Annotated in this window: 23 protein-coding genes, 1 tRNA gene and 2 pseudogenes; 3 read left to right on the top strand and 23 right to left on the bottom strand. The window is 43.0% G+C overall.

The window, feature by feature from the left end:
- Window positions 1–79: 79 nt before the first annotated feature.
- The 4 genes and pseudogenes from CI597_RS15710 to CI597_RS15720 form a co-directional block, all read right to left on the bottom strand.
- Window positions 80–799, bottom strand: coding sequence for a transposase (locus CI597_RS15710; protein WP_034550447.1), 720 nt, complete (start codon window positions 797–799; stop codon window positions 80–82).
- Window positions 736–1,170 carry an IS110 family transposase gene (locus CI597_RS18810; protein WP_233441617.1) on the bottom strand — a complete coding sequence of 145 codons (435 nt, stop codon included), beginning with the start codon at window positions 1,168–1,170 and terminating at the stop codon, window positions 736–738. The genes CI597_RS15710 and CI597_RS18810 overlap by 64 nt, the downstream gene beginning before the upstream one ends.
- Before the next feature lie 222 nt (window positions 1,171–1,392).
- Window positions 1,393–1,668: pseudogene (locus tag CI597_RS15715) on the bottom strand (nucleotidyl transferase AbiEii/AbiGii toxin family protein); the annotation flags it as partial.
- Window positions 1,665–2,282: a DUF6088 family protein gene (locus tag CI597_RS15720; protein ID WP_024728932.1), complete on the bottom strand. Its 618-nt coding sequence runs from the start codon at window positions 2,280–2,282 to the stop codon at window positions 1,665–1,667. The gene CI597_RS15720 and the pseudogene CI597_RS15715, both read right to left, overlap by 4 nt.
- A 277-nt stretch (window positions 2,283–2,559) precedes the next feature.
- On the opposite strand from CI597_RS15720, the gene CI597_RS15725 reads away from it, so the two are divergent.
- Window positions 2,560–2,991, top strand: a complete 432-nt coding sequence (locus CI597_RS15725; protein ID WP_330607142.1) for a hypothetical protein — start codon at window positions 2,560–2,562, stop codon at window positions 2,989–2,991.
- A 72-nt stretch (window positions 2,992–3,063) separates the two neighbouring features.
- Here CI597_RS15725 and CI597_RS15730 read toward each other — a convergent pair whose 3' ends face one another.
- The 7 genes from CI597_RS15730 to CI597_RS15760 form a co-directional block, all read right to left on the bottom strand.
- Window positions 3,064–4,122: a helix-turn-helix domain-containing protein gene (locus CI597_RS15730; RefSeq protein WP_095143007.1), complete on the bottom strand. Its 1,059-nt coding sequence runs from the start codon at window positions 4,120–4,122 to the stop codon at window positions 3,064–3,066.
- Between the two features lie 341 nt (window positions 4,123–4,463).
- Window positions 4,464–4,534 (bottom strand) — tRNA-Gly (locus CI597_RS15735).
- 65 nt (window positions 4,535–4,599) lie between these two features.
- The gene (locus tag CI597_RS15740; RefSeq protein WP_024728934.1) at window positions 4,600–5,829 is read right to left on the bottom strand and encodes an MFS transporter; all 1,230 of its coding nucleotides are present in this window, start codon (window positions 5,827–5,829) and stop codon (window positions 4,600–4,602) included.
- Complete coding sequence (locus tag CI597_RS15745; RefSeq protein WP_024728935.1) at window positions 5,826–6,614, bottom strand: ABC transporter ATP-binding protein; 789 nt, start codon at window positions 6,612–6,614, stop codon at window positions 5,826–5,828. Before CI597_RS15745 ends, CI597_RS15740 begins: the two co-directional genes overlap by 4 nt.
- 9 nt (window positions 6,615–6,623) lie before the next feature.
- A complete protein-coding gene (locus tag CI597_RS15750) occupies window positions 6,624–7,631 on the bottom strand; it encodes a FecCD family ABC transporter permease (protein WP_024728936.1) in 1,008 nt (335 codons plus the stop codon).
- On the bottom strand, window positions 7,628–8,611 hold the full coding sequence (locus CI597_RS15755) for a FecCD family ABC transporter permease (RefSeq protein ID WP_006567954.1): 984 nt from the start codon (window positions 8,609–8,611) through the stop codon (window positions 7,628–7,630). Before CI597_RS15755 ends, CI597_RS15750 begins: the two co-directional genes overlap by 4 nt.
- The gene (locus CI597_RS15760) at window positions 8,604–9,566 is read right to left on the bottom strand and encodes an ABC transporter substrate-binding protein (protein WP_024728937.1); all 963 of its coding nucleotides are present in this window, start codon (window positions 9,564–9,566) and stop codon (window positions 8,604–8,606) included. The genes CI597_RS15755 and CI597_RS15760 overlap by 8 nt, the downstream gene beginning before the upstream one ends.
- Window positions 9,567–9,733: 167 nt before the next feature.
- Between CI597_RS15760 and CI597_RS15765 the strand changes: the two genes are divergently transcribed.
- Both CI597_RS15765 and CI597_RS15770 read left to right on the top strand, forming a co-directional pair.
- A complete protein-coding gene (locus CI597_RS15765; RefSeq protein WP_024728938.1) occupies window positions 9,734–10,735 on the top strand; it encodes a helix-turn-helix transcriptional regulator in 1,002 nt (333 codons plus the stop codon).
- A 92-nt stretch (window positions 10,736–10,827) separates the two neighbouring features.
- Entirely contained in the window at window positions 10,828–11,283 is a 456-nt protein-coding gene (locus CI597_RS15770) for a DUF805 domain-containing protein (protein ID WP_024728939.1), read from the top strand.
- Window positions 11,284–11,469: 186 nt separating this feature from the next.
- On the opposite strand, the gene CI597_RS15775 is transcribed toward CI597_RS15770, so the two are convergent.
- The 12 genes and pseudogenes from CI597_RS15775 to metG form a co-directional block, all read right to left on the bottom strand.
- Complete coding sequence (locus CI597_RS15775; protein WP_024728940.1) at window positions 11,470–12,207, bottom strand: MurR/RpiR family transcriptional regulator; 738 nt, start codon at window positions 12,205–12,207, stop codon at window positions 11,470–11,472.
- 80 nt (window positions 12,208–12,287) lie between these two features.
- Window positions 12,288–12,410 (bottom strand): annotated as a pseudogene (locus CI597_RS15780) (transaldolase family protein); the annotation flags it as partial.
- 15 nt (window positions 12,411–12,425) lie between these two features.
- Complete coding sequence (locus CI597_RS15785; protein WP_024728941.1) at window positions 12,426–13,202, bottom strand: SDR family NAD(P)-dependent oxidoreductase; 777 nt, start codon at window positions 13,200–13,202, stop codon at window positions 12,426–12,428.
- Window positions 13,203–13,227: 25 nt separating this feature from the next.
- Window positions 13,228–13,902 (bottom strand): transaldolase family protein, encoded by a 675-nt coding sequence (locus CI597_RS15790; RefSeq protein ID WP_024728942.1) that lies wholly within the window; start codon window positions 13,900–13,902, stop codon window positions 13,228–13,230.
- A gap of 469 nt (window positions 13,903–14,371) precedes the next feature.
- A complete protein-coding gene (locus tag CI597_RS15800) occupies window positions 14,372–15,424 on the bottom strand; it encodes a zinc-dependent alcohol dehydrogenase (RefSeq protein WP_006567961.1) in 1,053 nt (350 codons plus the stop codon).
- Between the two features lie 10 nt (window positions 15,425–15,434).
- Window positions 15,435–16,265, bottom strand: coding sequence for a PTS system mannose/fructose/sorbose family transporter subunit IID (locus CI597_RS15805; protein WP_024728943.1), 831 nt, complete (start codon window positions 16,263–16,265; stop codon window positions 15,435–15,437).
- 15 nt (window positions 16,266–16,280) lie between these two features.
- On the bottom strand, window positions 16,281–17,096 hold the full coding sequence (locus CI597_RS15810; RefSeq protein ID WP_024728944.1) for a PTS mannose/fructose/sorbose/N-acetylgalactosamine transporter subunit IIC: 816 nt from the start codon (window positions 17,094–17,096) through the stop codon (window positions 16,281–16,283).
- Window positions 17,097–17,163: 67 nt separating this feature from the next.
- A complete protein-coding gene (locus CI597_RS15815) occupies window positions 17,164–17,640 on the bottom strand; it encodes a PTS sugar transporter subunit IIB (RefSeq protein WP_024728945.1) in 477 nt (158 codons plus the stop codon).
- Window positions 17,641–17,651: 11 nt separating this feature from the next.
- Window positions 17,652–18,083, bottom strand: a complete 432-nt coding sequence (locus tag CI597_RS15820) for a PTS sugar transporter subunit IIA (protein ID WP_024728946.1) — start codon at window positions 18,081–18,083, stop codon at window positions 17,652–17,654.
- A gap of 497 nt (window positions 18,084–18,580) precedes the next feature.
- On the bottom strand, window positions 18,581–19,318 hold the full coding sequence (locus tag CI597_RS15825; RefSeq protein WP_024728947.1) for a MurR/RpiR family transcriptional regulator: 738 nt from the start codon (window positions 19,316–19,318) through the stop codon (window positions 18,581–18,583).
- A gap of 82 nt (window positions 19,319–19,400) precedes the next feature.
- A complete protein-coding gene (locus CI597_RS15830; RefSeq protein WP_024728948.1) occupies window positions 19,401–19,646 on the bottom strand; it encodes a hypothetical protein in 246 nt (81 codons plus the stop codon).
- 1,004 nt (window positions 19,647–20,650) lie between these two features.
- Window positions 20,651–22,597, bottom strand: coding sequence for a methionine--tRNA ligase (gene metG, locus CI597_RS15835; protein WP_095143008.1), 1,947 nt, complete (start codon window positions 22,595–22,597; stop codon window positions 20,651–20,653).
- Between the last annotated feature and the right edge of the window lie 23 nt (window positions 22,598–22,620).

Below are 22,620 nucleotides of genomic sequence, written 5' to 3' on the forward strand. Positions count from 1 at the left end.
GCAGATGTAACAACAGGCATACCGTCACCGGCAATGGAAAGATTGGAGGTATCAATCAATCCTTTGGAGATGGAAACGGTTAAAAATTCATGGTTGTAAATCTTGAAAAGAGAAGCATATGGTTGGTTACATTCAAGACAACACGCTCTACATGATTCTGTGATTCCATCAATTCTTCATAGTCAGTAGGTGTGAAAGGTTTCTTTTCAGACACCATATGGTAAATGCAGACCATCATCATCCTGGCAATGGCAATGATCGCTTTTTTGTGGCCTCTGCGTTTTTTGATCCGTCCATATTTGATTGAAAAATAAGGCTGTTTTTTGCTCTTGATTGCGGCAAGGGCGCATTGTACCACCATCGGTTTCAGATAATCGCCTGCTTTTGCGATACGGACAGATTTTTTCTTGCCTGCAGATTCATTGTTGGCAGGAGAAAGACCACACCAGGAACAAAGTTGTTTGGCATCGTCAAAGATGCCCATGTTGACACCCGTTTCAGCAAGGACGATGGTGGAACTTAGTTCTGTCATGCCCGGCATCGTGCTTACGAACTCGACAAACTCATAATAAGGTTTTATGCGGACATAGAACTCCACTTCGGTTTGGGTAATCATATCATCCAGATATTCGAGATGTCCGCGGGTAAGTTCCAGCTTTTTAGCCTGGTCTGTTTCAATGTTATAATCTTTAATGGCTTCAATGATTTCATCCGACTTGGCTTTGGCTCCCTTTTTTATAAGTTTGCAAACGGCTTTTTCATCAATGGTATCAGCGTTATGTTCCAACAGATAAGACATGATTTGGGTTGCCGTCCTGCCAAAACCAGGTCAAATTTGTAAAGGTCGGCAATCCATTTGGAATCTTTTTTGTCCGTCTTCTTCCCCTTGATGGCTTTGACATATTTGGGGTGGGTAAGACAGACTTCCATGTCGTTTTCGAGATAATTAAAAATAGGAATCCAGTATTTTCTTGTGGATTCCATACAAACATGATAACAATGATTCTCGATAAGCCAGTTGTGGAACTTTTGAATACCCGAGTTGATGGTTGAAAAAGATTTCTGCTTATATTCAGATATTCCGTCCTTGTTGGTAGTTACGATGGTAGCAACGATAACATTTTTGTGGACGTCAAGCCCACAGCAGATGGAGTGTTTCAGCTTCATCATAAGTATCACCACCTTAATAAAAAAGAATAGCAACATTGACTGTCATCCTGCGACTGAATAAACATGGTTTATTGCCAATGATAAGAGTCCGGGCTCAAAGTCCCACTTGTTTGTGCCTTGAGCGAAGCGAAAGGAATGACAAAATTTATGAATGTATTTGTAAAACTAGCCGAAGGATTTACCGGGATCGTATCCTCAGGAGGAGAAAACCTGATGTTTCTCCCAGGGTTCCTCTTTTTGGTACCCCAGTACCCTCCAGTCTAAGATCAGGTCAATATCTTCGGAAAAACGGCTGATTAGATGAAATGCCTTTGACAAGCTGGTACCACCCTTAAAAGTAATCGACTTTTTCCAGGGAGAATGGTGAAACAGATAATCCAGTGTATAACAAACCCAGAAATCTTTTTCCACAATCGCATCATGTAGTCACATTTTATCTGCTGTATTTCGGAACAGCATCCGTTTATCGTTGTCTGAAAACCTTGCGATATTTTTCATTTCTGCTGTACCTCCCCGGCAATCTTACGTATTGCATTGTAAACCCAGTCCGTAGATTCTGACGCTTCTCTTAACATGGCGGCCTTGTCTTCCTCACTCAATCGGGAGCTAAGCGCCTGAATGGTTTCGGAAGTGACATTTGTTTTTCCCAGAGTTTTTAATGCCTGAATAACGAGCGCAGTCATATAGGAAAGACCTGTAATCTCTTTGTTGGTCCGATGCTTAAATTCAATCTTCGTAGAGTTCCACTCATAGGTTTTATACGGACCGTCACTGATGTAGGACCAGACCGCTGTTACCTGTGTAGAAAGCCCTAACAGATTCAGTGCCGTATTCCCACAGGGAGCAATCGTCCAGTGGTAATTACGAGCCAACGCATTTGCCACTGCCTCTGGATCTGCCGCCACGTATTCTTTTAGCATTTCGCTGTATTCCGGTTTTTCATAAATACCTTTCAAAATTCTCCGAAGGGTACCCGTCTGTGTAAGCCTGTTCAGATTCCGTCTTATGGTTTCTGTATCAGCAATGTCCGCAAAATCTGAGTTGACAAAAACGGTTCCTTCTAAAGCATTTTCTATCCGCCCCTGTATTTGTTTGGAATATCCGTTTGCCATTACACCGACCTCCTTTGTCCCGAATATTATATATTATTCGGGACGATTGGGGCACTCGGCAGATAAATCAGTCGTGCATCAGATACACGCTGTTTTCCGCATCCCTCATCAAATATAAGCCCCAAAATCCACCGGACTGCTAACCATATTTATTTTTTGTCTTTAATTCAACAGCCTCCTTTATTCGACGATTTTTTGTTGTCTTTCAAAGCTGGAAAAGGAATTGAATAAACAACGGTAAACGCTCAAACCCCTTGAAAAATAAGGTTTTTTCTGTTTGTCATTATTATACCGTAAGGGCAGCATCATGGTTGGTATCATCAACTATACCGGCATCGGCGATCTCCTGGCAAATGCCATTAAACCATTGGCCGGAAGTCTTCCAGGCCTTCTGGGGCTGTCCGTTTTCTGTGCCATTCCGTTCCTGTCCCCGGTCCTTGGACCCGGTGCGGTGATCGCACAGGTGGTAGGTGTACTCCTCGGTGTAGAGATCGGGAAAGGAACCATTCCCATCGCTTATTCTCTTCCTGCACTGTTTGCCATCAACTCTCAGGTAGGATGTGATTTTGTACCTGTAGCGCTGACCCTGGCGGAAGCTGAGGACGATACCGTGAGCGCCGGAGTACCCGCCATGCTCTTTACGAGACTTGTCACAGGACCTGCGGCTGTACTTGTAGCCTATCTGTTGAGTTTCGGGCTTTACAGTTAATATCAGATGTTAAACGAAAAAACAATCAAACTGCGAAACCTCCTTCAGCAGTTTGATTGTTTTTAGATTCTGTCATATTTTTTCTTTCCATGCGCTGATAAGCTGCCTGAATTCCGGCTCATCCTGTAGAAAATGAAACTCCTCATTTTCAGGGTCTTCAAATTCGCTTAAGATCTTTGGAAGTATAGACTTTCCAAAATGGTCCGTGCTGGACTTACTGCCTGTGTATCTGTACAGCGGTGATTGGCCCGGCTCCCATTTTTTAAGAATCGCCGGAAACATATCTTTAAGTATGGTGATACACTGACCAATGTCTTTCCTTGCGAATGCAAGCTGAAACTGCGCTGAGTAAGACCCATAGTCCCACAACCCAAACAAACGCACTACCTGCCTTGATATATCAGCGATCTCATCTGCGTCTTTGGGCCTGTTCTCTTCAAAGGCTATGGTCATCAAATCCATCAGCGCAACCTGGATGTCATTTAATCTCTTTAAAAGTCTGCTTTCCAGGACACGGCCCGCATCCTCCCACTGTTTCTGTTTCATATACAGCCTTGTCCGGATCTGGTTCTTATCCATCATTGACTCCTCCGGCAGCTCCTTAAGGAATATTTCTGCTCTGTCATATTCCTCGCGGTCTATATACTTAAAGATCAGCAGAGAACGCGCCCGGTCCCTGACCTCTGCATCAGTGCTCTGGGCTGCCCGTTCATACAGTTTTTCAATATCATTCTTGAAATCAGTACAGTCCTCCTTGGAGTAAATACCCAAAATTCCTTCCAGTGTGACCGCAACATTCAAGATCAACGGATCACAGGATGGATACTCCCGTACTTTTTCCATTCCCATATGAAATGCATGCTCCGCTCCGTTGCTGGAAACATCCGCTGCCAGTTCATTGAGAAAATCTGTGATTTCCTCTTTGGTTGGTTCTTCTTTAAAGGACAGAAGGGTATTCAGGTCTGTCTCCAGTAACCGTGCCAATGCAGGAAGCAGTGTAATATCCGGATAGGACACTGCTTTTTCCCACTTGTTGACCGCAGGGGCGGAAATCCCCAGCAGGGAAGCCATCTGTTCCTGGGTTAAACCTTTTTTTATCCGCAGTTCCCGAATCATTTCATTGATCTTCATAAGCCCATCTCCTTTTCTCTTTTCATTGTATCAGCCCGATGAAACACCTACAATTGAATCCTTTTTTATTTTTCCTCAGGAGAATTTAACCAATGGTTAAAATGATGATCAATAGAACAAAGTGGGCAAGCCCGCTTCAACGCCCCAACCCCTCCCTCACTCTTTGAGGGGCTTGACAACTTTGCGTGCCAGATGCAATTTGCCGCAGGCAAATAATTTCCTTACGCATCTGTGCACAACCCGCGGAGCGTTTTTATTTCATAGGGAAGGTCATAGAACTTTCCTATGGAAGAAAGAAAAAAACTGCCTGTAAAAACAGACAGTTTTTCAAAATTCTTATAAGCGGGTGATGGGAATCGAACCCACGTGATCAGCTTGGAAGGCTGGAGTTCTACCATTGAACTACACCCGCATCTTTCAGACAAGTAATAGTATAGCAAAACTAAATACAATATGCAAGAACTTTTTTAAAATTTCTTAATTCTTTTTTATTGCCTGTTTCACAAAATATGCAGTCCCAAGGCTTGCCGCTGATACAAAAAGAAACAGCACAGGAACCGAAATCCCTGATTCTAATATCTGTCCGAACAAAAACTGTCCGGGAGGTATCGTGGCTGTCGCCGCTGCCGTTGAAAATGCACTGGTCTTTCCGATCATAGATCCGGGGACTGCCTGCTGCATGTAAGTCAATGAAATCACATTGGACAGGCCAAGGGAAAGCATGACAGCAAAGCCGCCTGCCCCAAAAGCACATATATTAATGAGCGGGCTTTGGGACGCAAATCCGGTCAGACACATGAAAAGAAACGAAACCGGCATCAGGTAAAGCACTCTGTGGATCACAGCCATGGAAAAACGCTTGGGAAACACACTGATCAGTACTCCCCCCGTGATCATCCCAAGCACTGTGATCCCCTCCACAGATCCATAGACTTCTGAAGAAAGACCCAGCACATTTTTTATAAAATGCGGTGCAGCTACGGAGAAAACCGGAACAATGAACAGGTTGGACAGACCGTAAGAGAAAATAATCTTTAATATGATAGATTGAAATTTTTTTAAGTACAAAAACCCTTGATACATTTCGTTCACACTGCCCAAAAAAGAGAGCTTGTTTCTGGAGCCGTTCTTTTTTTCCGGCAGATGCAGAAATCCTTCCATCAGTGCTGAGACAAAGAAACTGATTGCATTTAAAACGACGATCCAACGGATCCCCAGAAAACCATACAGCATCCCCGCAATGACAGGTCCTGCAAAATTGGCAGCGGATCCGATCTGCTGTACAATGCCATTGGCCCGGTAAAGCTGTTTTGCTGAAACAGACAGAGGGATGGAGGCTGTCACCGCCGGTGAATATATAGTACTTGCAGCTGACAAAAGGATCATTGTGACAGCTATGACAGCTGGCCGGTCATGTCCTGAAAATAAAAAAGCCGCATAGCAGCTTATAACAATGCCGCTGAAGATGTCTGTACAGACCATGATCTTCTTTTTGCTGAAGTAATCTGTGATATTTCCGGCTACCGGCGCGAGCAGAACATATGGAAGCATAGAAATTGAAAGGATCGTAGCAAAAATGCCCGGACTCCCGGTCAGGTCCAGTACATAGAGAGACATACAAAACCGCTGGATGGCACTGCCGAACAGAGAGATCATCTGCCCCGCCGCTATGATAACAAAATTTGCTTTATTCCCCCGTCTGCTCATTCCAGCTCATACTCCGTGCAGACCGGATATGTGCCGTCCTCACTGAGTGTAAGCTTAGCCCGTATACCATAAAGTGTCTTCAAATTCTGTTCTGTTATCACATCCGCAGGTGTTCCCTCAAACACCATCTGCCCCTCCTTCATTCCAATGATATGGTCTGCAAACCTGGATGCATGATTGATTTCATGGATCACCATGACAATGGTTGTTTGGTTCTTTTGGTTTAATTCTTTTAATAGAGAGAGTATTTCCAGCTGGTGAGACATATCCAGATAAGTGGTTGGCTCATCCAGTACAAGAATTTCTGTCTCCTGCGCGAGCGCCATGGCAATCCAGGCCCTCTGCCTCTGTCCGCCTGAAAGAGAATCTGCCCTTCGGTCTTTCAGTGCCAGAATGCCTGTTGCCTCCATCGCCCAGCGGATCACCTGGTGGTCATGTTCTGTCAGTCCGCCTACAGGTTTCTGATAAGGGAACCGCCCGTATGCCACCAGTTCCTTTACTAAAAGTCCCTCCGGTACCTGCGGGCTCTGGGGCAGAACTGCCATCTGTTTTGCGGTCTCCCTGGGAGCCTGCTTTTTAATCTCCGTACCATTGATAAAGATCTCGCCCTTTTTGGGCTTAAGTATCCCGGCCACAGATTTGATCAGTGTAGACTTTCCGCATCCATTGCCGCCGACTACGATGGTGATCTTCCCGCCGGGGATATTCAGATTCAGCTTTGGTATGACGATGGTCTGCTCATAGGCGACAGTGATATCCCTCACTTGAATCTTTTGTTGTTCCATTTTACACCCTTACCTTTCTTTCATCAGGAGATAAACAAAATATGGCACTCCGATCAGGGAGATCATGATACCCGCTGGTATTTCCAGCGGTGAAAACAGATTCCTCGCAAGTGTATCCGCTCCCAAAACTAAAATACTGCTTAAACATGCTGCCGCAGGAATCTGTCTTTTGTGCACAGGCCCCACGAGACGTTTTGCTAAATGCGGTCCGATCAGTCCGGCAAACGCGATATTCCCGGCCACAGAAGTGGCACAGGCAGCCAGACAGACTGCGAGAACAAGGAAAACCTTTCTTTCCCTCTCCACTTGAACCCCTAATCCCATAGCCAGCTCATCTCCCAGATCCATCACATCCAGCGTTCTGTTTTTGTAAAAGACAATAAGGATCAGCACAATAATAATGGGCGCAGTCATGGCAACATACATCCAGCTGCTGCCCCACAGGCTGCCGCCAATCCATGCCAGAGCCTGATTATAGTCTCCTTTTGACATGTTCAGCTGATAAAGAGTGATCAGGGCATTGACCCCTGTGTTGACACCAATACCTGCCAATATCATTTTTACAGGCCTCACACTCCCATTATCCCTGGCCAGAAGATAAATACACAGAAAGCTTATAAAAGCACCAGCCGCTGCCGCTATGGGCATGAGCAGAACAGTGCCAAAGCCCAGTGCCGTATAATAGCTGGTGCTCTGTACAGAAATCAAAAGCACAACCGCAAGTGCCGCGCCTGCATTGATACCGATGATCCCGGGCTCTGCAAGATCATTTTTGGTGACACTCTGCAAAATACAGCCTGAGACAGATAATGCAGCTCCGGTTAGAACCGCCGTCACTGCTCTTGGGAGCCGCAGATCAAGTACAGCGATATTCTGCATGCCGTCCCCTTTGCCGAAAAGCGTCATTACAACATCTTTTGCCGTCATGGAGTAGCTTCCATACATTAAGGCTCCCACAAACACGGCCAGAAACAAGAACACCACCAGGGCCACTGCTGTACGCTGCCTTTTTTTCATCTGCTTTGCTCCTTTCTGATCAGCCACAGAAATACTGGCACACCTAATATAGAGGTAAACAGCCCTACCGGAGTCTCATATGGCTGGTTTGCCAGACGCGCGGCCAGGTCCGCCCATACCATCAGCACACTTCCGCCTAAGAAAGACAACGGTATCATTCTTCTGTAGTCATTGTCGAATATCTTTCTTATCATGTGGGGAATGACCAATCCAACAAAGGCGATATTTCCTGCGCTGGCCACACAGACGGCACAGACCGGAATCAGCAGAAGAATCGACCAAAGCCTGATCCTTTCGGGACGGACACCCAGTCCTGTGGCTGCCTCATCTCCAAGGCTCAGGATGTTGATGCTGCCTGCCAGAAAGAAAAACAGAATCAGAGAAATCCCTCCTGCAAATAGTAAAAGCCACACATGGCCCCATGTGATGGACTTAAATCCTCCCGCTACCCAAAACGCAAGCTCCTGGGAACGGTTTCCCAGAATCCCGATCAGGGAGGATAACGATAGAAAAAAGGTTCCCAGGGCTGTCCCCGCCAGCAGAAGCCTTGAGACACTTAAATTTGTCGTTCGCAGGCAAAATCCAAGCACAAGAATCCCGCCGAGAAAAGCACCAATAAGGGCCGATGCTGTCAAACCGAAAAGGCCGGATACTGCCGGTATTACACTTGCAGCTGCCACAGCCAGGGAGGCTCCCTGCGTCATTCCCATGATGGACGGCTCGGCCAGGGGATTCCTGGTCACCCCCTGCATCACAGCGCCCGCACTGGCAAGCATCCCTCCTGTCAATACAGCGGCGATGGCCCTAGGCAGCCTGACTTCCCTGATCAATTTTATATCCAGTGAATCCCCGCCTTTAAAGAGCGCCGAGGCCACCGTTTCAAACGGCAGCCTCTTTGCTCCAAGGGAAACAGCCAGCAGCACTCCAGTTATCAAAAGGATAACGGAAACTGCGGCAAACACAGAAACCCTTTTACTCATTCATCTTCTCCATTAAACCGTTCACTTCATCCAAAAATGAGAGACGCCCGATGGAACTGTATCCCTGGTTAAAGTAAGGGCTTGCGGGAAGCTCTGCCACATGTCCCTTCTTCACTGCGGGAAGCTCTTTCCACACAGAGTTTTTCTTTAAAGCTGCCATATCATCTTTGGTTCCCATGGCAAGAATATAATCTGCCTCAATGGACGCCAGCCCTTCATATGATACTACCGGAAGGCTGATATCCTTCTGCTCCGGCAGTCCTTTCGGTCTTTTTAATCCCATATCTTCATATAAGATACTTCCTATCCCGGCCTTGTCATACACAAAGATTTGGCCTCCACTGGCAAGGATGGAAAGGTAGCTTTTATTCTTTCCGTAGGATTTTTTGATTTCTTTTCCCTTTTCACGGGCCTTTTTCTTATAGTCTGCAAGCCATGCTTCGGCTTTCTCTTTTTTCTGCATGATATCGGCTACCTTGAGCACATCTTCTTTCCAGTCTGTCTGAGCCAGCTTCAGCATAACTGTAGGAGCCGCTTTGGAAAGCTGCTGATACATTTTTTCCTGAACTGAGGAAATAATAATCAGGTCAGGCTTTAACGCAAGAATCTTCTCAACGTCCATTTTGTCCTGCATACTGTAGCCCAGGATCTCAGCACCGGAAAGCTTCTTTTCTAAATAGGATGGAAACTTTGTATAGTCATACGCATCTGAGTTGGCGGTTCCGACTACAGAATAACCGAGAATTGAGAGTATATCACTGTTTCCGCTGATATCAACGATTCTCTTTGGATCTGCAGGTATTTCAACCTTTCCTTTGGCATCTGTCACAGTGATGGTTTTTGAATCCTCTTTTTTATCTGTCTGATCTTCTTTTCCTGAGCATCCCGCCAGCAATGCTGCCAGGGCTGCCAGAACTAAAATGACTGTAATGAACTTTAATTTTTGCGTTCTCATTGTACTTTTACCCTTTCTTCCTGTATACTATCCTTAGTTAGTTTTACCTAACGACTTCGCAACGTATTGTACCTAACCCCGACCCGCTTTTCAATTGATTTTTATTTTATTCATCCATTTGAATAAATCTGACACTCAATAAAATAACTCAGAAAGGAATCCATGAAATGACCATAACCTCCAGTAAAGCTTTCCGGGAGGAAGTGCTGTACCAGCTTTCATTTCAGCCGTCCTTCCAGGAACACTGTACTTTATATCAAAATGTATCTGCACCGGAAAGCGGGTATTTTTTATTTTATTCCCGTCCTGGTTATTATGAGCTTGGAATCGCAGATTATACGATACCTAAGGATTTTCAGATCCAGTTTGACAATCCGGAATCTCTTTTGAGATTTGGAACCGTATATAAGGGAAGTACAAAGTTCCAGCTGAAAAATCAACAGGTATCATCCTTTACTCCCTCTTCTTTTTTTGTGGCAGAAAAAAATCTGAAAGGAAAACAGGCCTGGCATCAGGGGCAGCATTTTCACGGGACAGAGATAACCGTCCACAAAGCCTTTTTGGACGAGATTGTTTCCGTGACTTTCCCTGATTCCCTTTCCCTGAGTGACTTTAAACAAAATCATACTTACCGCTATCTGCCCCATACTGTCATTTCCGTTATCCACCAGCTCAACAGCCTGTCTGTCTCCGGCCGTCTGTCTCCTCTTTTTCTGGAGAGCAAGATCCTGGAATGTCTTGCACTTCTGACAGAGGAAGTCAAAAAGCCTAAGGATAATATGTTTCAGCACCAGCTTGATTTCGGGTTGATACAAATTGGAAAAAAACGCAGCTTCAGGCTTACGGCCTCAGATATACAGGCCATTCAGAAGGCCCACGATATTTTGACGGAGCAGGCAGTTCATCCTCCTACCATTGAAGAACTGAGCAAGAAGGTGTTTTTAAACCAGCAAAAGCTGAAGGCTGGTTTTGTGAAGCATTATCATATGACCATCGGGGAATATACCAGCAGCCTGAGAATGGCAATGGCGGCTGGCCTTCTCTCTGCCACAGATCTTTCTGTCAGTCAGATCGCAAAAAGAACAGGCTACCGGTACAGCGGAAACTTTTCTAAGAAGTTTAAAAGTTATTATGGTGTTAGCCCTCTGGAATACCGCCGGTCCCAATAGAACTTGAAATTAATGAGATTTATGTCTATAATATTTCAGGAAAGGAAAATTTCATCATTTATTACACAAAAGAAAAAGAGGAGGATTTAACTATGATAAACGCTTATAAAGCGTATTGGAAACGCTATTTCGATTTTAAAGGAAGGACATCCCGTTCTAATTTCTGGTGGGCTATCCTGGGACAGCTTATTGTATCAATCATTGTCGGTTTTCTTGCAAGGATGTTAGATACAAACGCTGTTAACTCGCTGTGGTCACTGATCACTTTTATCCCCGGACTGTCATTGAATGTACGCCGTCTGCATGACGTAGACCGTTCAGGTTGGTTGGTTTTGCTTGCATATATACCGATCATTTTATTTATGGTCAGCTTAACCTTGACAACCGCATCCTTGCTGATGAATGCGGAAGCTGCTTCCGGCGGGTTTGGACTTGCAACCATTGTATTCGGACTTCTGGCCCTGATTGTTGCAATTTATTTTATTATCCTATTTGTAAAACAAGGGGTGCAGGGAGCTAACCGTTACGGTATGCCGGATGAGAACTAAGGATAATATATATTAACGCTATAGATTAGCAGAAATATTTTTCCTTCAAATATATTGAAATGGAAGTTCACTCGAATGTACCGCAGCATTTACAAATCATTATGCTGATGGGAAAGATTTAAGTACCATCAATTCTGCTTCCGGAACAAGAAAGAGAGAAAAGCTACAAAACTTTTCTCTCTTTCTCTATAATGTCAGATACTCTATGATTGTCCTTGATATAATCTGCAGCGGCAGCCTGGAAGTAACAAGAAATTCCTTAATGGCATAATCATACTTCGTATATCCTACTACATACACATCTGAATATTGATTTAACTCTGATCTTGGAAGACATGTACAGCTTACCACATTGGCTTTGTTTTCTTTGGCAAACTTAGCCGCCATTCCTAACTCAGGCGTACTGTTTTTTACCGTGAAAATTATAACCAGATCATCCTCTTTAAAGATTAGATTGGATCTTTTCATATGTTCGGAATCCCGCATGATCCAGACATTATTTCCCAGCAGCTGAAGCTGCATTTCAAACTCTTCCGCTACCAGGACTGTAGCTCCCCTTGCCAGGAGATAAATCTTCTTTGCTCTTTTAATTCTTTTTACCACTTCCAGAATCGTTGGTACTTTCAGATTTTCAATTGTCTTTTGACATTCCAGCATAGATTTTTGAAAGATGGCATTCACCATCATTGACTCCTGATTAAATTCATTCTTAGCAGAAATTCTATAACGCAGTTCTGAGATGCCGTCAAATCCGCTCTTTCTTATAGTCCGGGAGACTGTAGCGGGAGATGTATAGCTTTCTTCTGCCATCTCGCTAATGGACTTTTCCGGTATCAGTTCTTCATTGTTATTAATATATGTAATTACAGATTTTTCGGCATCCGTAAGTGTCTTCCACTGATCTTCTTCTAAACGAATTATCATAAGATTTTACCTCCTGCTACTATGTTAACACTGCAGAACCTAAGGAAGCAAAATTATTCTCCAAATGCTACTCTATAATCTTCTTTAAAATCTCTTCCTTCTTTGGCAATAATGGAAGGATTGGTGGTCACTCCACAGATAATCCCCATCTCATTTGCCTCTCTGATCTCATCAACATTTGCAGTATCTAAAAAAAATTTCATTGTTTTTCGTCCTTTTTAATAGGTACATGCTCCTCCAGTCAGATTTAAAGACTGCCCGGTCATATATTCAGAATCTTCCGATGCAAGAAACAAGACCAGATTGGTAACATCCTGGTAAGTACAAAGTCTTCCGAGGGGAATATTTTCCTTGAATCTCGGCATTACTTCTTCCGGTGTTATATGTTTCTTTTTAGCATAATCGTTGACCTGTTTATCCCACATAGGAGTCAGGATAACTCCGGGACAGATACAATTAACCCGTATATTTTCCTCTGCAAACTCTGTTGCTATCGACTGAGTAAGCCCCCGGATACCAAATTTGCTTGCACAGTATGCCGCGTATTGATTTGTTCCCTTTTTTCCCGACTGAGAAGAAAAATTAATAATACTTCCTCCATGCCCCAGCATTCCTTTTACCGCTGCCTGACAGCACAGAAATGTACCTTTTAAATTAACCCTCATTGTTTGATCCCACACCTGTTCACTGTCTTCTGCCAAAAATGGCTGGATTACGGAAATACCCGCACAGTTGACCCAGATATCCAAGGGCCTGAAACATTTTTCCGCTTTCTCCGCTACTGCCATGACTGCTTCTTTCTCTGATATATCTGCCGGCGCCGCATCTGCCGTGCCTCCTGCTTTCCGAATTTGTTCTGCCGTCTTCTCCGCTGATGCTCCGTCCAGATCAATAGCCAGCACATTAGCTCCCTCTTGTGCCAGCCTTAAAGCGCATGCTTTTCCAATTCCGCTCCCCGCTCCAGTAACTGCGGCTGTCTTCCCTTTCAGTCTCATGTTTTTTCTCCTTCCTTCTCAATTACTAAAAATCTGTAATGTGTTTTTCTCCATAGGCTGCCTTCCAGTCAGAATCAAATGTCTCCAGACTTGTATCCGTGAGCGGATGTTTTAACATATCTTCCATAATCTGAAGAGATACGGTAGCACTGTAGCTCCCGCTCAAAGCAATATCAAAAACCTGCTTCGTATTTTTAAAAGATGCAGCCAATATTTTGGCAGATAGATGATGTTCCCTGAAGACCTTTGTCAGATCTGCGGCCGTTTTGATCCCATCTCCCCCATGATGATCAATCCTATTTACATAAGGGGCAACAAAGTCTGCACCTGCCATAGCCGCTATGAGTCCCTGCTTAGCCGACACAACCGCTGTCGCTGTCACTTGAAATTCTCTGGATTTTAATTCCATAATCGCCTTTATTCCTTCTTTTGTTGCTGGAATTTTCACATAGAAATTTTTACCCAGCTCATCCTTCATCCGCTTTGCTTCCTCTATCATACCTTCTGCCTTATGAGCCGTTACCTGAGCATGCAGCATCTGATCTTCTTCTATAATGCTTCTGATTTTTTTTAAAGTATCAAAAAAATCTAATTCTTCTCTGGAGATGATTGATGGATTCGTTGTCACTCCACAGACAGGATAATACCCTGCCGCTTCTTTAATTTCTGCTACATTTGCTGTATCCAATAATAGTTTCATAAACTGCCTCCTTTATTGATTATCTTGATACATTAATTATAAGAAACTGAAATAGAAAAAGTTTTCTCAACAGTAAGCTTCAAAAATAAAACAAACAATAAAAAACAGCGGGGCTCCTGCTTTTTTGACATGGAAATCTCTCTGGAAGCAGCTAAACAATATTTTCAAAATATGAATTCATACTGCTAAGTGGTTAACTTCAGTTATTAAGAACAAAGTGGGCAAGCCCACTTCAACGCCCCAACCCCTCACTCTTTGAGGGGCTTGACAACTTTGCGTGCCAGATGCAATTTGCCGCAGGCAAATAATTTCCTTACGCATCTGTGCACAACCCGCGGAGCGTTTTTATTTCATAGGGAAGGTCGTAGAACTTTCCTATGAAAATAAAGAGACAGCGAGGGCAATCGCTGTCTCCTTTTCAACATCTGTTTTTCTGTGGAGAAAAACTATCAGGTGTTTTCATATATAATTAGAATGTGAGAATATTTCGGAATTTATCCCCTTTTATTGACGATTCCAGAGCATCTTTTATATTTTCTGCCGGATAGACTCCACTGATAAACGGTTTTAAGTCAATAACTCCCCCGGATACCATCTGGGCCGCTCTCATGAAATCTCTGTCGTTGGAATTAGCTGTTCCAAGAATCTGCACAGATTTTCCATGTACCCAGTTTGGATCAAACGGAATCGGTTCTGCCGGATGAATAGAACTGTACAGCACAATTTTCCCTGCATTGCTGACACACTTAAACGTATCTTCTACAACTGCCGGTATCGGTGTCGTGTCAAAGATTACCTGGGCTTTGATGCCTCCAGTCAGTTCTTTCACCTTCTGTTCTAAGTCATCCTTTGCCGGATTAATAACGGCTTTTGCTCCAAGGGATTTAGCCATTTCAAGCCTTTCTTCATTTACGTCAGATACAATGACTTTCGCACCTCTTTTTGTACAGACAGCAGTGTGAAGCAGTCCCATAATACCGCAGCCAATAACCAGCACTGTATCTCCGAGTCTTACCTGTGCTGTCTCTACACTGTGCACCACGCAGGATACAGGCTCAATGATACACGCTTCTTCCGGAGTAACGTTACTGTACTTAAACAAACAGTCTGGAGAAACCAGAAGATATTCACTGAATCCGCCCATGCCTCTATAAGGAAGGCCCGGAAGATGTGCACTGTGGTCAAAATGCTCACAGCTCTGTTCATTTCCGGTCTTACAGTAATAACAGCTTCTGCAGGGAAGTGTTACCCCTACAACCACCTTATCCCCAACGCTCCATTCGTCCCGGTTGACTTCGTCTCCCATCTCTTCAATATGTCCTGCAATCTCATGTCCTCCGATGAAAGGGAACTCTACTTTGTTGACTCCTGTATAAACCCTCTGCTCCCATGTGCAGATTGCCGCTGCATCGACTTTAATCAAGACCTTATTTCCTGATGCCGAAGGCCTTTTGCACTCTTCAATTTCCACCTGCTTTTTATCCGTAAATACGGCTGTTTTCATTTTGCTGCTCACAATCATTCCTCCTGTCTTAGCCTAAGATACCTGCCAGCCCTAATACCCCGCCAATGATAACAAGAATCAGCATTACATAGGTAGATTTCAATTTTTTATTTTTTAATAAATATAAGGTCAGCAATGTGATTCCCAAAGGGATCATGCCTTTTAATAATTTATCCAGAACATCTGCCTGAAGAGCCAGCTTGGTAGCTCCAACCTTAATGTTCATATGGGATTCGGCAGTTACGTAATTTGCTGTCAAAGATCCAAGCACCGTAGCTCCCATAATGGATGCCGCTGAGATCAGCTGTTTCATTTTACCTCCGCCGAGGATTGCCTCAACTCCGGTTTTTCCTGTCTTATATCCCCTCATATACATAAAGTAAGCGATGGGAAGCATGATGCCTGCCATTAAAGCTGCAAATGCAAAAGCTCCCATAACATTTCCGGCTGAGGCAATACTGATACCCACTGCCAGAAGAATGGGCTGAAGAGTTCCCTGCCACAGAGTATCCCCTATTCCTGCCATAGGCCCCATGAGGCCGGTTTTGACACTGTTGATGGCGTCATCAGTAATATTGGCACCGTTGGCGCGCTCCTCTTCCATTGCCACGACCATACCATTGATAATTCCTCCAAAATGAGGCTCTGTATTATAAAATGCCATATGGCGTTCCATAAACTTCTGCTGTTCTTCCTTATTACAAGGATATAATTTCTCCGGAAGATGAGACATAGACTGAAGAACTCCGCTGGCCTGGAGACGTTCATAGTTATAATTTGCGTGTGAAAAAAAGGTCCATTTCCAGAATGCCTTCAGCACGTCTTTTTTACTTAAGTGGATTTTCTTATCTTCTGCCATTTCTATTCCCCTCCCTTATTCAAAATCGTCATCAAGCTCATCGTCAAAACCACCGACTGTTGCTGCTGCCGTCTGCTTTTCCTCTGCCAGAGCTACTACTCCGGTATAAATATAAGCAACGATACCTGCGATGATGGCAATCGGCATAGTATCCAGATTCAAATAAACGGCAATGATAAATCCAAGCACATACCATAACAGAATTCCCGGTTTGCTGATTGCTCTCAGATTCATGGCGATACCGATGGCCGGTAGCAGCCCTCCAATGACTTCCAATGCTTGAAGCGGCCGCCCGCTCAGCGCGTTGATAATGTTTGTAACCATCTCAGACCCAAAGTAACAGCCCAGGGCTACCGGTATACATCCGATAACAAAAGCAAAAACTTGAGGCGGTACAATATGCAGAAATTTAGCCTTTTTCATATTTCCTTCTTCTGCCGCCTTGTCGATCATATGTACAAAGAATACATCTACCGTCATATGGATGACCCAGATGATTGTTCCCAAAAGACCAATAGGTACTGCCAGTGCGATAGCTGCTGTCGGTTTCACTCCTGCTGCCATGGCCAGAGCCGTTCCCAGTGTACCTGCCAGACCGGGATCAGTGGGAGGTGCCCCTCCTGCTGAAATATAAGCGATGAATGGAAGCTGTATTGCCGCGCCTATGATGGCACCCTGAACCGGATCTCCGAGAATAAATCCCACTATGACACCAGATACCAGCGGCTTTTGAATGATTGTGCTTCCCAGACAAGTCAGCCACGGTGTTCCATTGATTCCAAGGTAATACACGATTCCGATGAGAACCGCCTGAACAACTGAAATACTCATAATTTTTCCACCTTTCTTTTTCTTAATATTTACGAGAGTCTTACCTCTTTTTTCAACACAGAAAATGTCATAATAACTTTGCTACATCAACTTTTGCATCTTCCGCTATAATCTGGATTTCTGTACGGCACCCGCTGTCAACAATCTTCTTTAGAATCTCCCGTTCTTCTTCTGAGGCTGAAATGTTTTTATAAAATTTCTCCCGCCCGCTGCCTGCTCCCATACCGCCGATATTTAAGTGTCCAAACTGGATTCCCCGCTTGATTAACATTAAAACTGTTTTAGGATACTTGACCAGAATAATAACTTTATCATCAGGCTTAAATCCTTTTTTAAGCCTTGCCACTGCCTTCTGTACTGTAAATACTCCAAGACCTACATTTCCGGGAACAGCATTTTTTAATACGGTCTTCATGAACGGATCAGCCGCTGTTTGGTCATCAATCACCATAATTTTGTTGGCACTTGTAAAGTTCAGCCACGATGTCATCACCTGTCCGTGGATCAGCCTGTCATCAATCCTTGTCAATACAACTCCCTGCATTTCTATTCCTCCTAAATTTCATCCATTTCTATGTCATCCAGCATTTCCTCATACTGCTTGTGCAAAAGAACCACCGGCTGATTTCCTGCTTCCTCACATAGGTCAGCCAGCTCATCTAAGCCGCATTGATCTCTCATCATCACAGCCTGTACCACCATTCCCATGCTGACTCCTGCGATCGCTTTAAGATTCTTTGTGTCCGCCATGCATTTCATCACCATATTGGATGGACTCCCGCCTAAGATATCCACAAATCCCAGCACTCCGTCCCCATCCTCCAGCTCTTTTACTGCCGTCCTGATTTTTTGCTCAAGCTCATCTATTCCGTCACCGTGATACAGTCCGATGGTCTTAACCTGGTTTTGTTCTCCAGCGATCAGTTCCACCGCGCTTAACAGTCCTTCTGCAAATCCTCCATGGGCTGCAATCAAAATTCCAACCATTGCCGTTCCTCCTTTTCTTTTATAAATCCATCATAACAGGGCAGGACTGAAAATGTTTTCTTGTTAAGGCTGGCTCTGCTGATGTATATCAGTTGAAATATAGGAGAAATGAATGTTTTTGCATAAAAAAAGAGTGTGGAAACCCAGGATTTCCCTTTTCACACTCTTTTTTATTATCTATTTATTTACTTTTTTACAATTTATATATACATATCAAAAAATAAAATATATAATGAAATTTCTGTCGATTCTTTCCAGCTGAAAGGAGGTGGCACAGTGGAATACATACTTCGTTTTCTTATGTCAGTCATATCATCTATAGTGAATTACTACATCCATAAATGGCTGGATCATAGAAGAAAAGACAGTTAATAAAAACCCCCGGAGACCAGTCCTCTCCGGGGGTTTTTCTGTCACAGTGGACATACTTCTATTTTCTTACTGCTTTTATGATACCCTTTTTAGTAATTATTGTCAACAGTCATTTTAGTCCATCCTCAAAGATTCAAGTAATCAATCAGCGTTCTTGCAATGATCTGCAATGGAAGCCTGGATACGATATCAAAGTCCTCGATGGTCTTGTTTCTCTGGTTATATCCCAGGACAGACAAGTCTGAATAATCTTCTAAATCTGTCTTTGGCAGGCAGCAGCAGGTCACCACATTTGCACCTACCTTCTTCGCATTCTGGGCAGTCAACAGCAGCTCCGGCGTACTGTTCTTTATAGAAAAAATAATGATCAGGTCACCCTGCCTGAACAGTTTATCCGACTTTTTCATAACCTCTGAATCTGACAGCATATATGCATTATACCCAAGCAGCTGAAGCTGCAGTTCCACATCTTTCGCAATCCATGCGGTAGAACCTCTTGCAATGATATAAATCTTCCGCGCCGTCTTAATAAAACGTACTACCTTGAGGATCGTCTCCGCTTTCAGTATTTCGATGGTTTTCATGCACTCTGTGACAGACTTCTGAAAAATTTCGTTGACAATCTCTCCCTCCACCATATCTTCTATCTTTGCAGAAAGTTTATAGCGCAGCTCCGAGAGACCGTTATAACCACACTTCCTGACAGCCCTTGAGACAGTCGGAGGAGAGGTGAAACTCTTTTCGGCGAGTTCAGTGATCGTCAGCTTTAAAAACTGATCTTCATGTTGATTGATATACTCTATAACCTGCCGTTCGGCTTCTGTAAGCTGATTCTCTAAATCTTCTGTAAACTTAATTATCATATTTGGCTTTTCTCTCTTCCCGATTCTGTATAATAATACTAACTCATTATATCAAAATTTACGTTAGATTAAATTACACAAATTAATTTTTTTGTTTTTTTAATCCACTTATTAAAATTAACAAAGAGGTTAAAAAAATAGCAACACTTATTACAAATGCAACATTAACAGGAAAAAGTGTTATTAAATCTACCACTGATGTTACAGAGACTTCTCCTTGAGATAAAAGTTTAATAGAAAACAAAAAATCTAAGCCATATAATTCTAAAGATAATACACTTCCACTAATGATCATTCCTAAAAAACCATATTTTATTTTACTACTCATTATTTTCACTCCATTCATTCAATGGACTAAAATATAGACCATCTATTTTTTGTTAATACTACAAAATATGTTTCTATTTATAAATTTAATATAAAATACATATAATTCATGCAATATTCTACATAAATCTTATAATTTTATTTTTTTACTTTAATTATAATATTTTTTATAATTTTTGTCAATTTTTTCTTTTTCATATACTTTATGTTTTATTTTATAATTAAAACCAAACCAAATTATTATTTGGCATTATTACAATTTTATAAATATCCCCTTTAATCATTTATTTCCAATCTAGTATGCTTTCATAAAATTCTAAACACAAAAATTTTGTTTAAACATTTTGAAAGAGTTTTAGTTATTCGATAAGAAAATACTATAGTTATTTTTCACGTTGTTGAATAAGCTCGATGAACATAGATAAGCTTTATCCATTGGAATTAAAAATTATCCATCCATTTCTAAATAGATCATTGGTTTCTAAATTTCTAGACCTGATACTTCTGAGACCAATAGGAAAATAAACTCTTAATAATTAAAACAACCAGTAGATTATAATTGGAAGAATCTAATTATAAGAGTTTCTGAAACAGTATTTATAGAGAACTGTTGATACAATGAAATACACTGTCTAGTTACAAAATTCTCAAATATGAAAACGAAAACTATAGAAATATACTGAAAACAAATCTAATATTTAAAAGTATTCGAAGGGACAAAAACTGTAATGATACTTCAATAATTGAAAATCTCAGAAAATAATAATTTTAACATGGACTGTGGGTATGTAGATTTCCGTAATGCAGAATTGAAAAAAGTAATTGAGAAGATATATTAAAAATTTAATAATACAAAAGAATCAAGAAGAGTCTTTATTGGTTAAGTCCTGTAAAATACCTGCTAGCCAAATGGCATAAAGAAATAGCGAAGCAGTAAATAACCACTTCGCTATAAATTCTAACTTTTTAGGATCACATATACATAAGGTCCTTTTCCCAATATTTCTAGCAGATCTCCGCCCCTGCCGGCATATCTTTTTCAGGCACAACCAAAGCCAGTTCTCCTTTTTCATTTTCTGCACAGAGCAGCATTCCCTCAGAAAGCACTCCTGCAAGCTTAGCTGGCTTTAAGTTTACTAAGACTATGACTTTTTTGCCGACCATCTCTTCCGGCTTATAATAGGCCTTGATCCCAGAAACGATCTGCTTCACTTCGCTTCCCACACGCACCTGGGAGCAAAGCAGCTTCTTGGACTTTTTGACTTCCTCGCAGGCAATGATCTCACCTACCTGGAACTGCATCTTACCAAATTCGTCAAAGGTGATCTCCTCTTTTGGCTCTATGTCGATCACAGGACCTGCTGCCGCCTGTGCCTGCTTATTCATCAGCTCTTCCGCCTGTTTGAGCACCTCTTCTTCATCAAGCCGCGCAAAAAGGATCTCAGGCTTTTCTGTCACTTTCGTACCGCTTTTATAATGACCAAATGTAGTCAGATCCTCAAACCTTCTGGGTTCTGCATTCAGCTGTTTTAAGATCTTCTCCACAGTCTCAGGCATATATGGCTCCAGCAGGGCCGCTCCGGTTAAGATACCTTCCACCAGGTTATATAATACCGTGGCGAGACGATCTTTCTTTGCCTCGTCCTTTGCCAGCACCCACGGCATGGTTTCATCAATATACTTATTACAGCGCTTGAATACATTAAAAATCTCTGTCATGGCATCTGCCACCTTGAGCACGTCCATCTTTTTCTGGACCTTATCTCTGGCACCGGTAACCACAGCTTTCAGCTGGTCGTCAAACTCATCCACAACACCCTTATCTTCCACGACTCCGTCAAAGTATTTGTTAGACATGGAAATGGTGCGGTTCACAAGATTGCCTAAGGTGTTAGCAAGATCAGAGTTCATACGCTCAACCATCAGCTCCCATGAGATCACACCGTCGTGTTCAAACGGCATCTCGTGGAGGACAAAGTAACGCACTGCGTCCACACTGAACATCTCGGCCAGATCATCTGCATACAAAACATTTCCTTTGGACTTACTCATCTTTCCATCACCCTGCAAAAGCCATGGGTGTCCAAAAACCTGCTTCGGAAGCGGAAGGTCAAGGGCCATCAGGATGATCGGCCAGTAAATCGTATGGAACCGGATGATATCTTTTCCGATCAGATGAAGATCAGCAGGCCAGAGCTTTTTAAACTGATCTGTGCTGTTTCCGTCACAATCGTATCCAATCCCTGTTATATAGTTGGTCAGGGCGTCCAGCCATACATATACTACATGTCCTTCATCAAAATCTACCGGGATTCCCCACTTAAAAGAAGTCCTGGACACGCACAGGTCCTGAAGTCCCGGAAGCAGGAAATTGTTCATCATCTCATTTTTTCTGGACTCCGGCTGGATAAATTCCGGATGAGCGTTGATATAGTCAATGAGCCTGTCCGCATATTTGCTCAGTTTCAGGAAATACGCCTCTTCCTTGGCCGGCTGTACTTCCCGTCCGCAGTCGGGACATTTGCCGTCCACCAGCTGGCTTTCTGTAAAGAAGGATTCGCACGGGGTACAGTAAAGTCCCTCATAGTGTCCCTTGTAAATATCTCCCTGTTCATAGAGCTTTTTAAAAATCTTCTGTACCTGAGCTTCGTGGTCCGCGTCCGTTGTGCGGATAAACTTATCGTAAGAAGTATTCATCAGATCCCAGATCCGTTTGATCTCCCCTGCCACGTCGTCCACAAACTCTTTCGGCGTCACACCCTTCTCAGCGGCTTTTAATTCTACCTTCTGTCCGTGCTCGTCGGTTCCGGTCTGAAAAAATACGTCATAGCCTTCCATTCTTTTATATCTGGCAATACTGTCTGCCAAGATAATCTCATAAGTATTCCCGATGTGAGGCTTGCCAGATGTATAAGTAATCGCAGTTGTTATATAATATGGTTCCTTGCTCATGTTTCTCCTCCATTTTCGCATTA

It is taken from the genome of Anaerostipes hominis (ex Lee et al. 2021) (assembly GCF_002270485.1).
GTDB classification, from domain to species: Bacteria; Bacillota; Clostridia; order Lachnospirales; family Lachnospiraceae; genus Anaerostipes; species Anaerostipes hominis.

Excerpts from the sequence above, each read along its gene's own strand:
- CI597_RS15710 (WP_034550447.1), bottom strand. The coding sequence starts at position 799 with ATGTCTTATCTGTTGGAACATAACGCTGATACCATTGATGAAAAAGCC.
- CI597_RS18810 (WP_233441617.1), bottom strand. The coding sequence starts at position 1,170 with ATGATGAAGCTGAAACACTCCATCTGCTGTGGGCTTGACGTCCACAAA.
- CI597_RS15720 (WP_024728932.1), bottom strand. The coding sequence starts at position 2,282 with ATGGCAAACGGATATTCCAAACAAATACAGGGGCGGATAGAAAATGCT.
- CI597_RS15730 (WP_095143007.1), bottom strand. The coding sequence starts at position 4,122 with ATGAAGATCAATGAAATGATTCGGGAACTGCGGATAAAAAAAGGTTTA.
- CI597_RS15740 (WP_024728934.1), bottom strand. The coding sequence starts at position 5,829 with ATGAGCAGACGGGGGAATAAAGCAAATTTTGTTATCATAGCGGCGGGG.
- CI597_RS15745 (WP_024728935.1), bottom strand. The coding sequence starts at position 6,614 with ATGGAACAACAAAAGATTCAAGTGAGGGATATCACTGTCGCCTATGAG.
- CI597_RS15750 (WP_024728936.1), bottom strand. The coding sequence starts at position 7,631 with ATGAAAAAAAGGCAGCGTACAGCAGTGGCCCTGGTGGTGTTCTTGTTT.
- CI597_RS15755 (WP_006567954.1), bottom strand. The coding sequence starts at position 8,611 with ATGAGTAAAAGGGTTTCTGTGTTTGCCGCAGTTTCCGTTATCCTTTTG.
- CI597_RS15760 (WP_024728937.1), bottom strand. The coding sequence starts at position 9,566 with ATGAGAACGCAAAAATTAAAGTTCATTACAGTCATTTTAGTTCTGGCA.
- CI597_RS15765 (WP_024728938.1), top strand. The coding sequence starts at position 9,734 with ATGACCATAACCTCCAGTAAAGCTTTCCGGGAGGAAGTGCTGTACCAG.
- CI597_RS15770 (WP_024728939.1), top strand. The coding sequence starts at position 10,828 with ATGATAAACGCTTATAAAGCGTATTGGAAACGCTATTTCGATTTTAAA.
- CI597_RS15775 (WP_024728940.1), bottom strand. The coding sequence starts at position 12,207 with ATGATAATTCGTTTAGAAGAAGATCAGTGGAAGACACTTACGGATGCC.
- CI597_RS15785 (WP_024728941.1), bottom strand. The coding sequence starts at position 13,202 with ATGAGACTGAAAGGGAAGACAGCCGCAGTTACTGGAGCGGGGAGCGGA.
- CI597_RS15790 (WP_024728942.1), bottom strand. The coding sequence starts at position 13,902 with ATGAAACTATTATTGGATACAGCAAATGTAGCAGAAATTAAAGAAGCG.
- CI597_RS15800 (WP_006567961.1), bottom strand. The coding sequence starts at position 15,424 with ATGATTGTGAGCAGCAAAATGAAAACAGCCGTATTTACGGATAAAAAG.
- CI597_RS15805 (WP_024728943.1), bottom strand. The coding sequence starts at position 16,265 with ATGGCAGAAGATAAGAAAATCCACTTAAGTAAAAAAGACGTGCTGAAG.
- CI597_RS15810 (WP_024728944.1), bottom strand. The coding sequence starts at position 17,096 with ATGAGTATTTCAGTTGTTCAGGCGGTTCTCATCGGAATCGTGTATTAC.
- CI597_RS15815 (WP_024728945.1), bottom strand. The coding sequence starts at position 17,640 with ATGCAGGGAGTTGTATTGACAAGGATTGATGACAGGCTGATCCACGGA.
- CI597_RS15820 (WP_024728946.1), bottom strand. The coding sequence starts at position 18,083 with ATGGTTGGAATTTTGATTGCAGCCCATGGAGGATTTGCAGAAGGACTG.
- CI597_RS15825 (WP_024728947.1), bottom strand. The coding sequence starts at position 19,318 with ATGATAATTAAGTTTACAGAAGATTTAGAGAATCAGCTTACAGAAGCC.
- CI597_RS15830 (WP_024728948.1), bottom strand. The coding sequence starts at position 19,646 with ATGAGTAGTAAAATAAAATATGGTTTTTTAGGAATGATCATTAGTGGA.
- metG (WP_095143008.1), bottom strand. The coding sequence starts at position 22,597 with ATGAGCAAGGAACCATATTATATAACAACTGCGATTACTTATACATCT.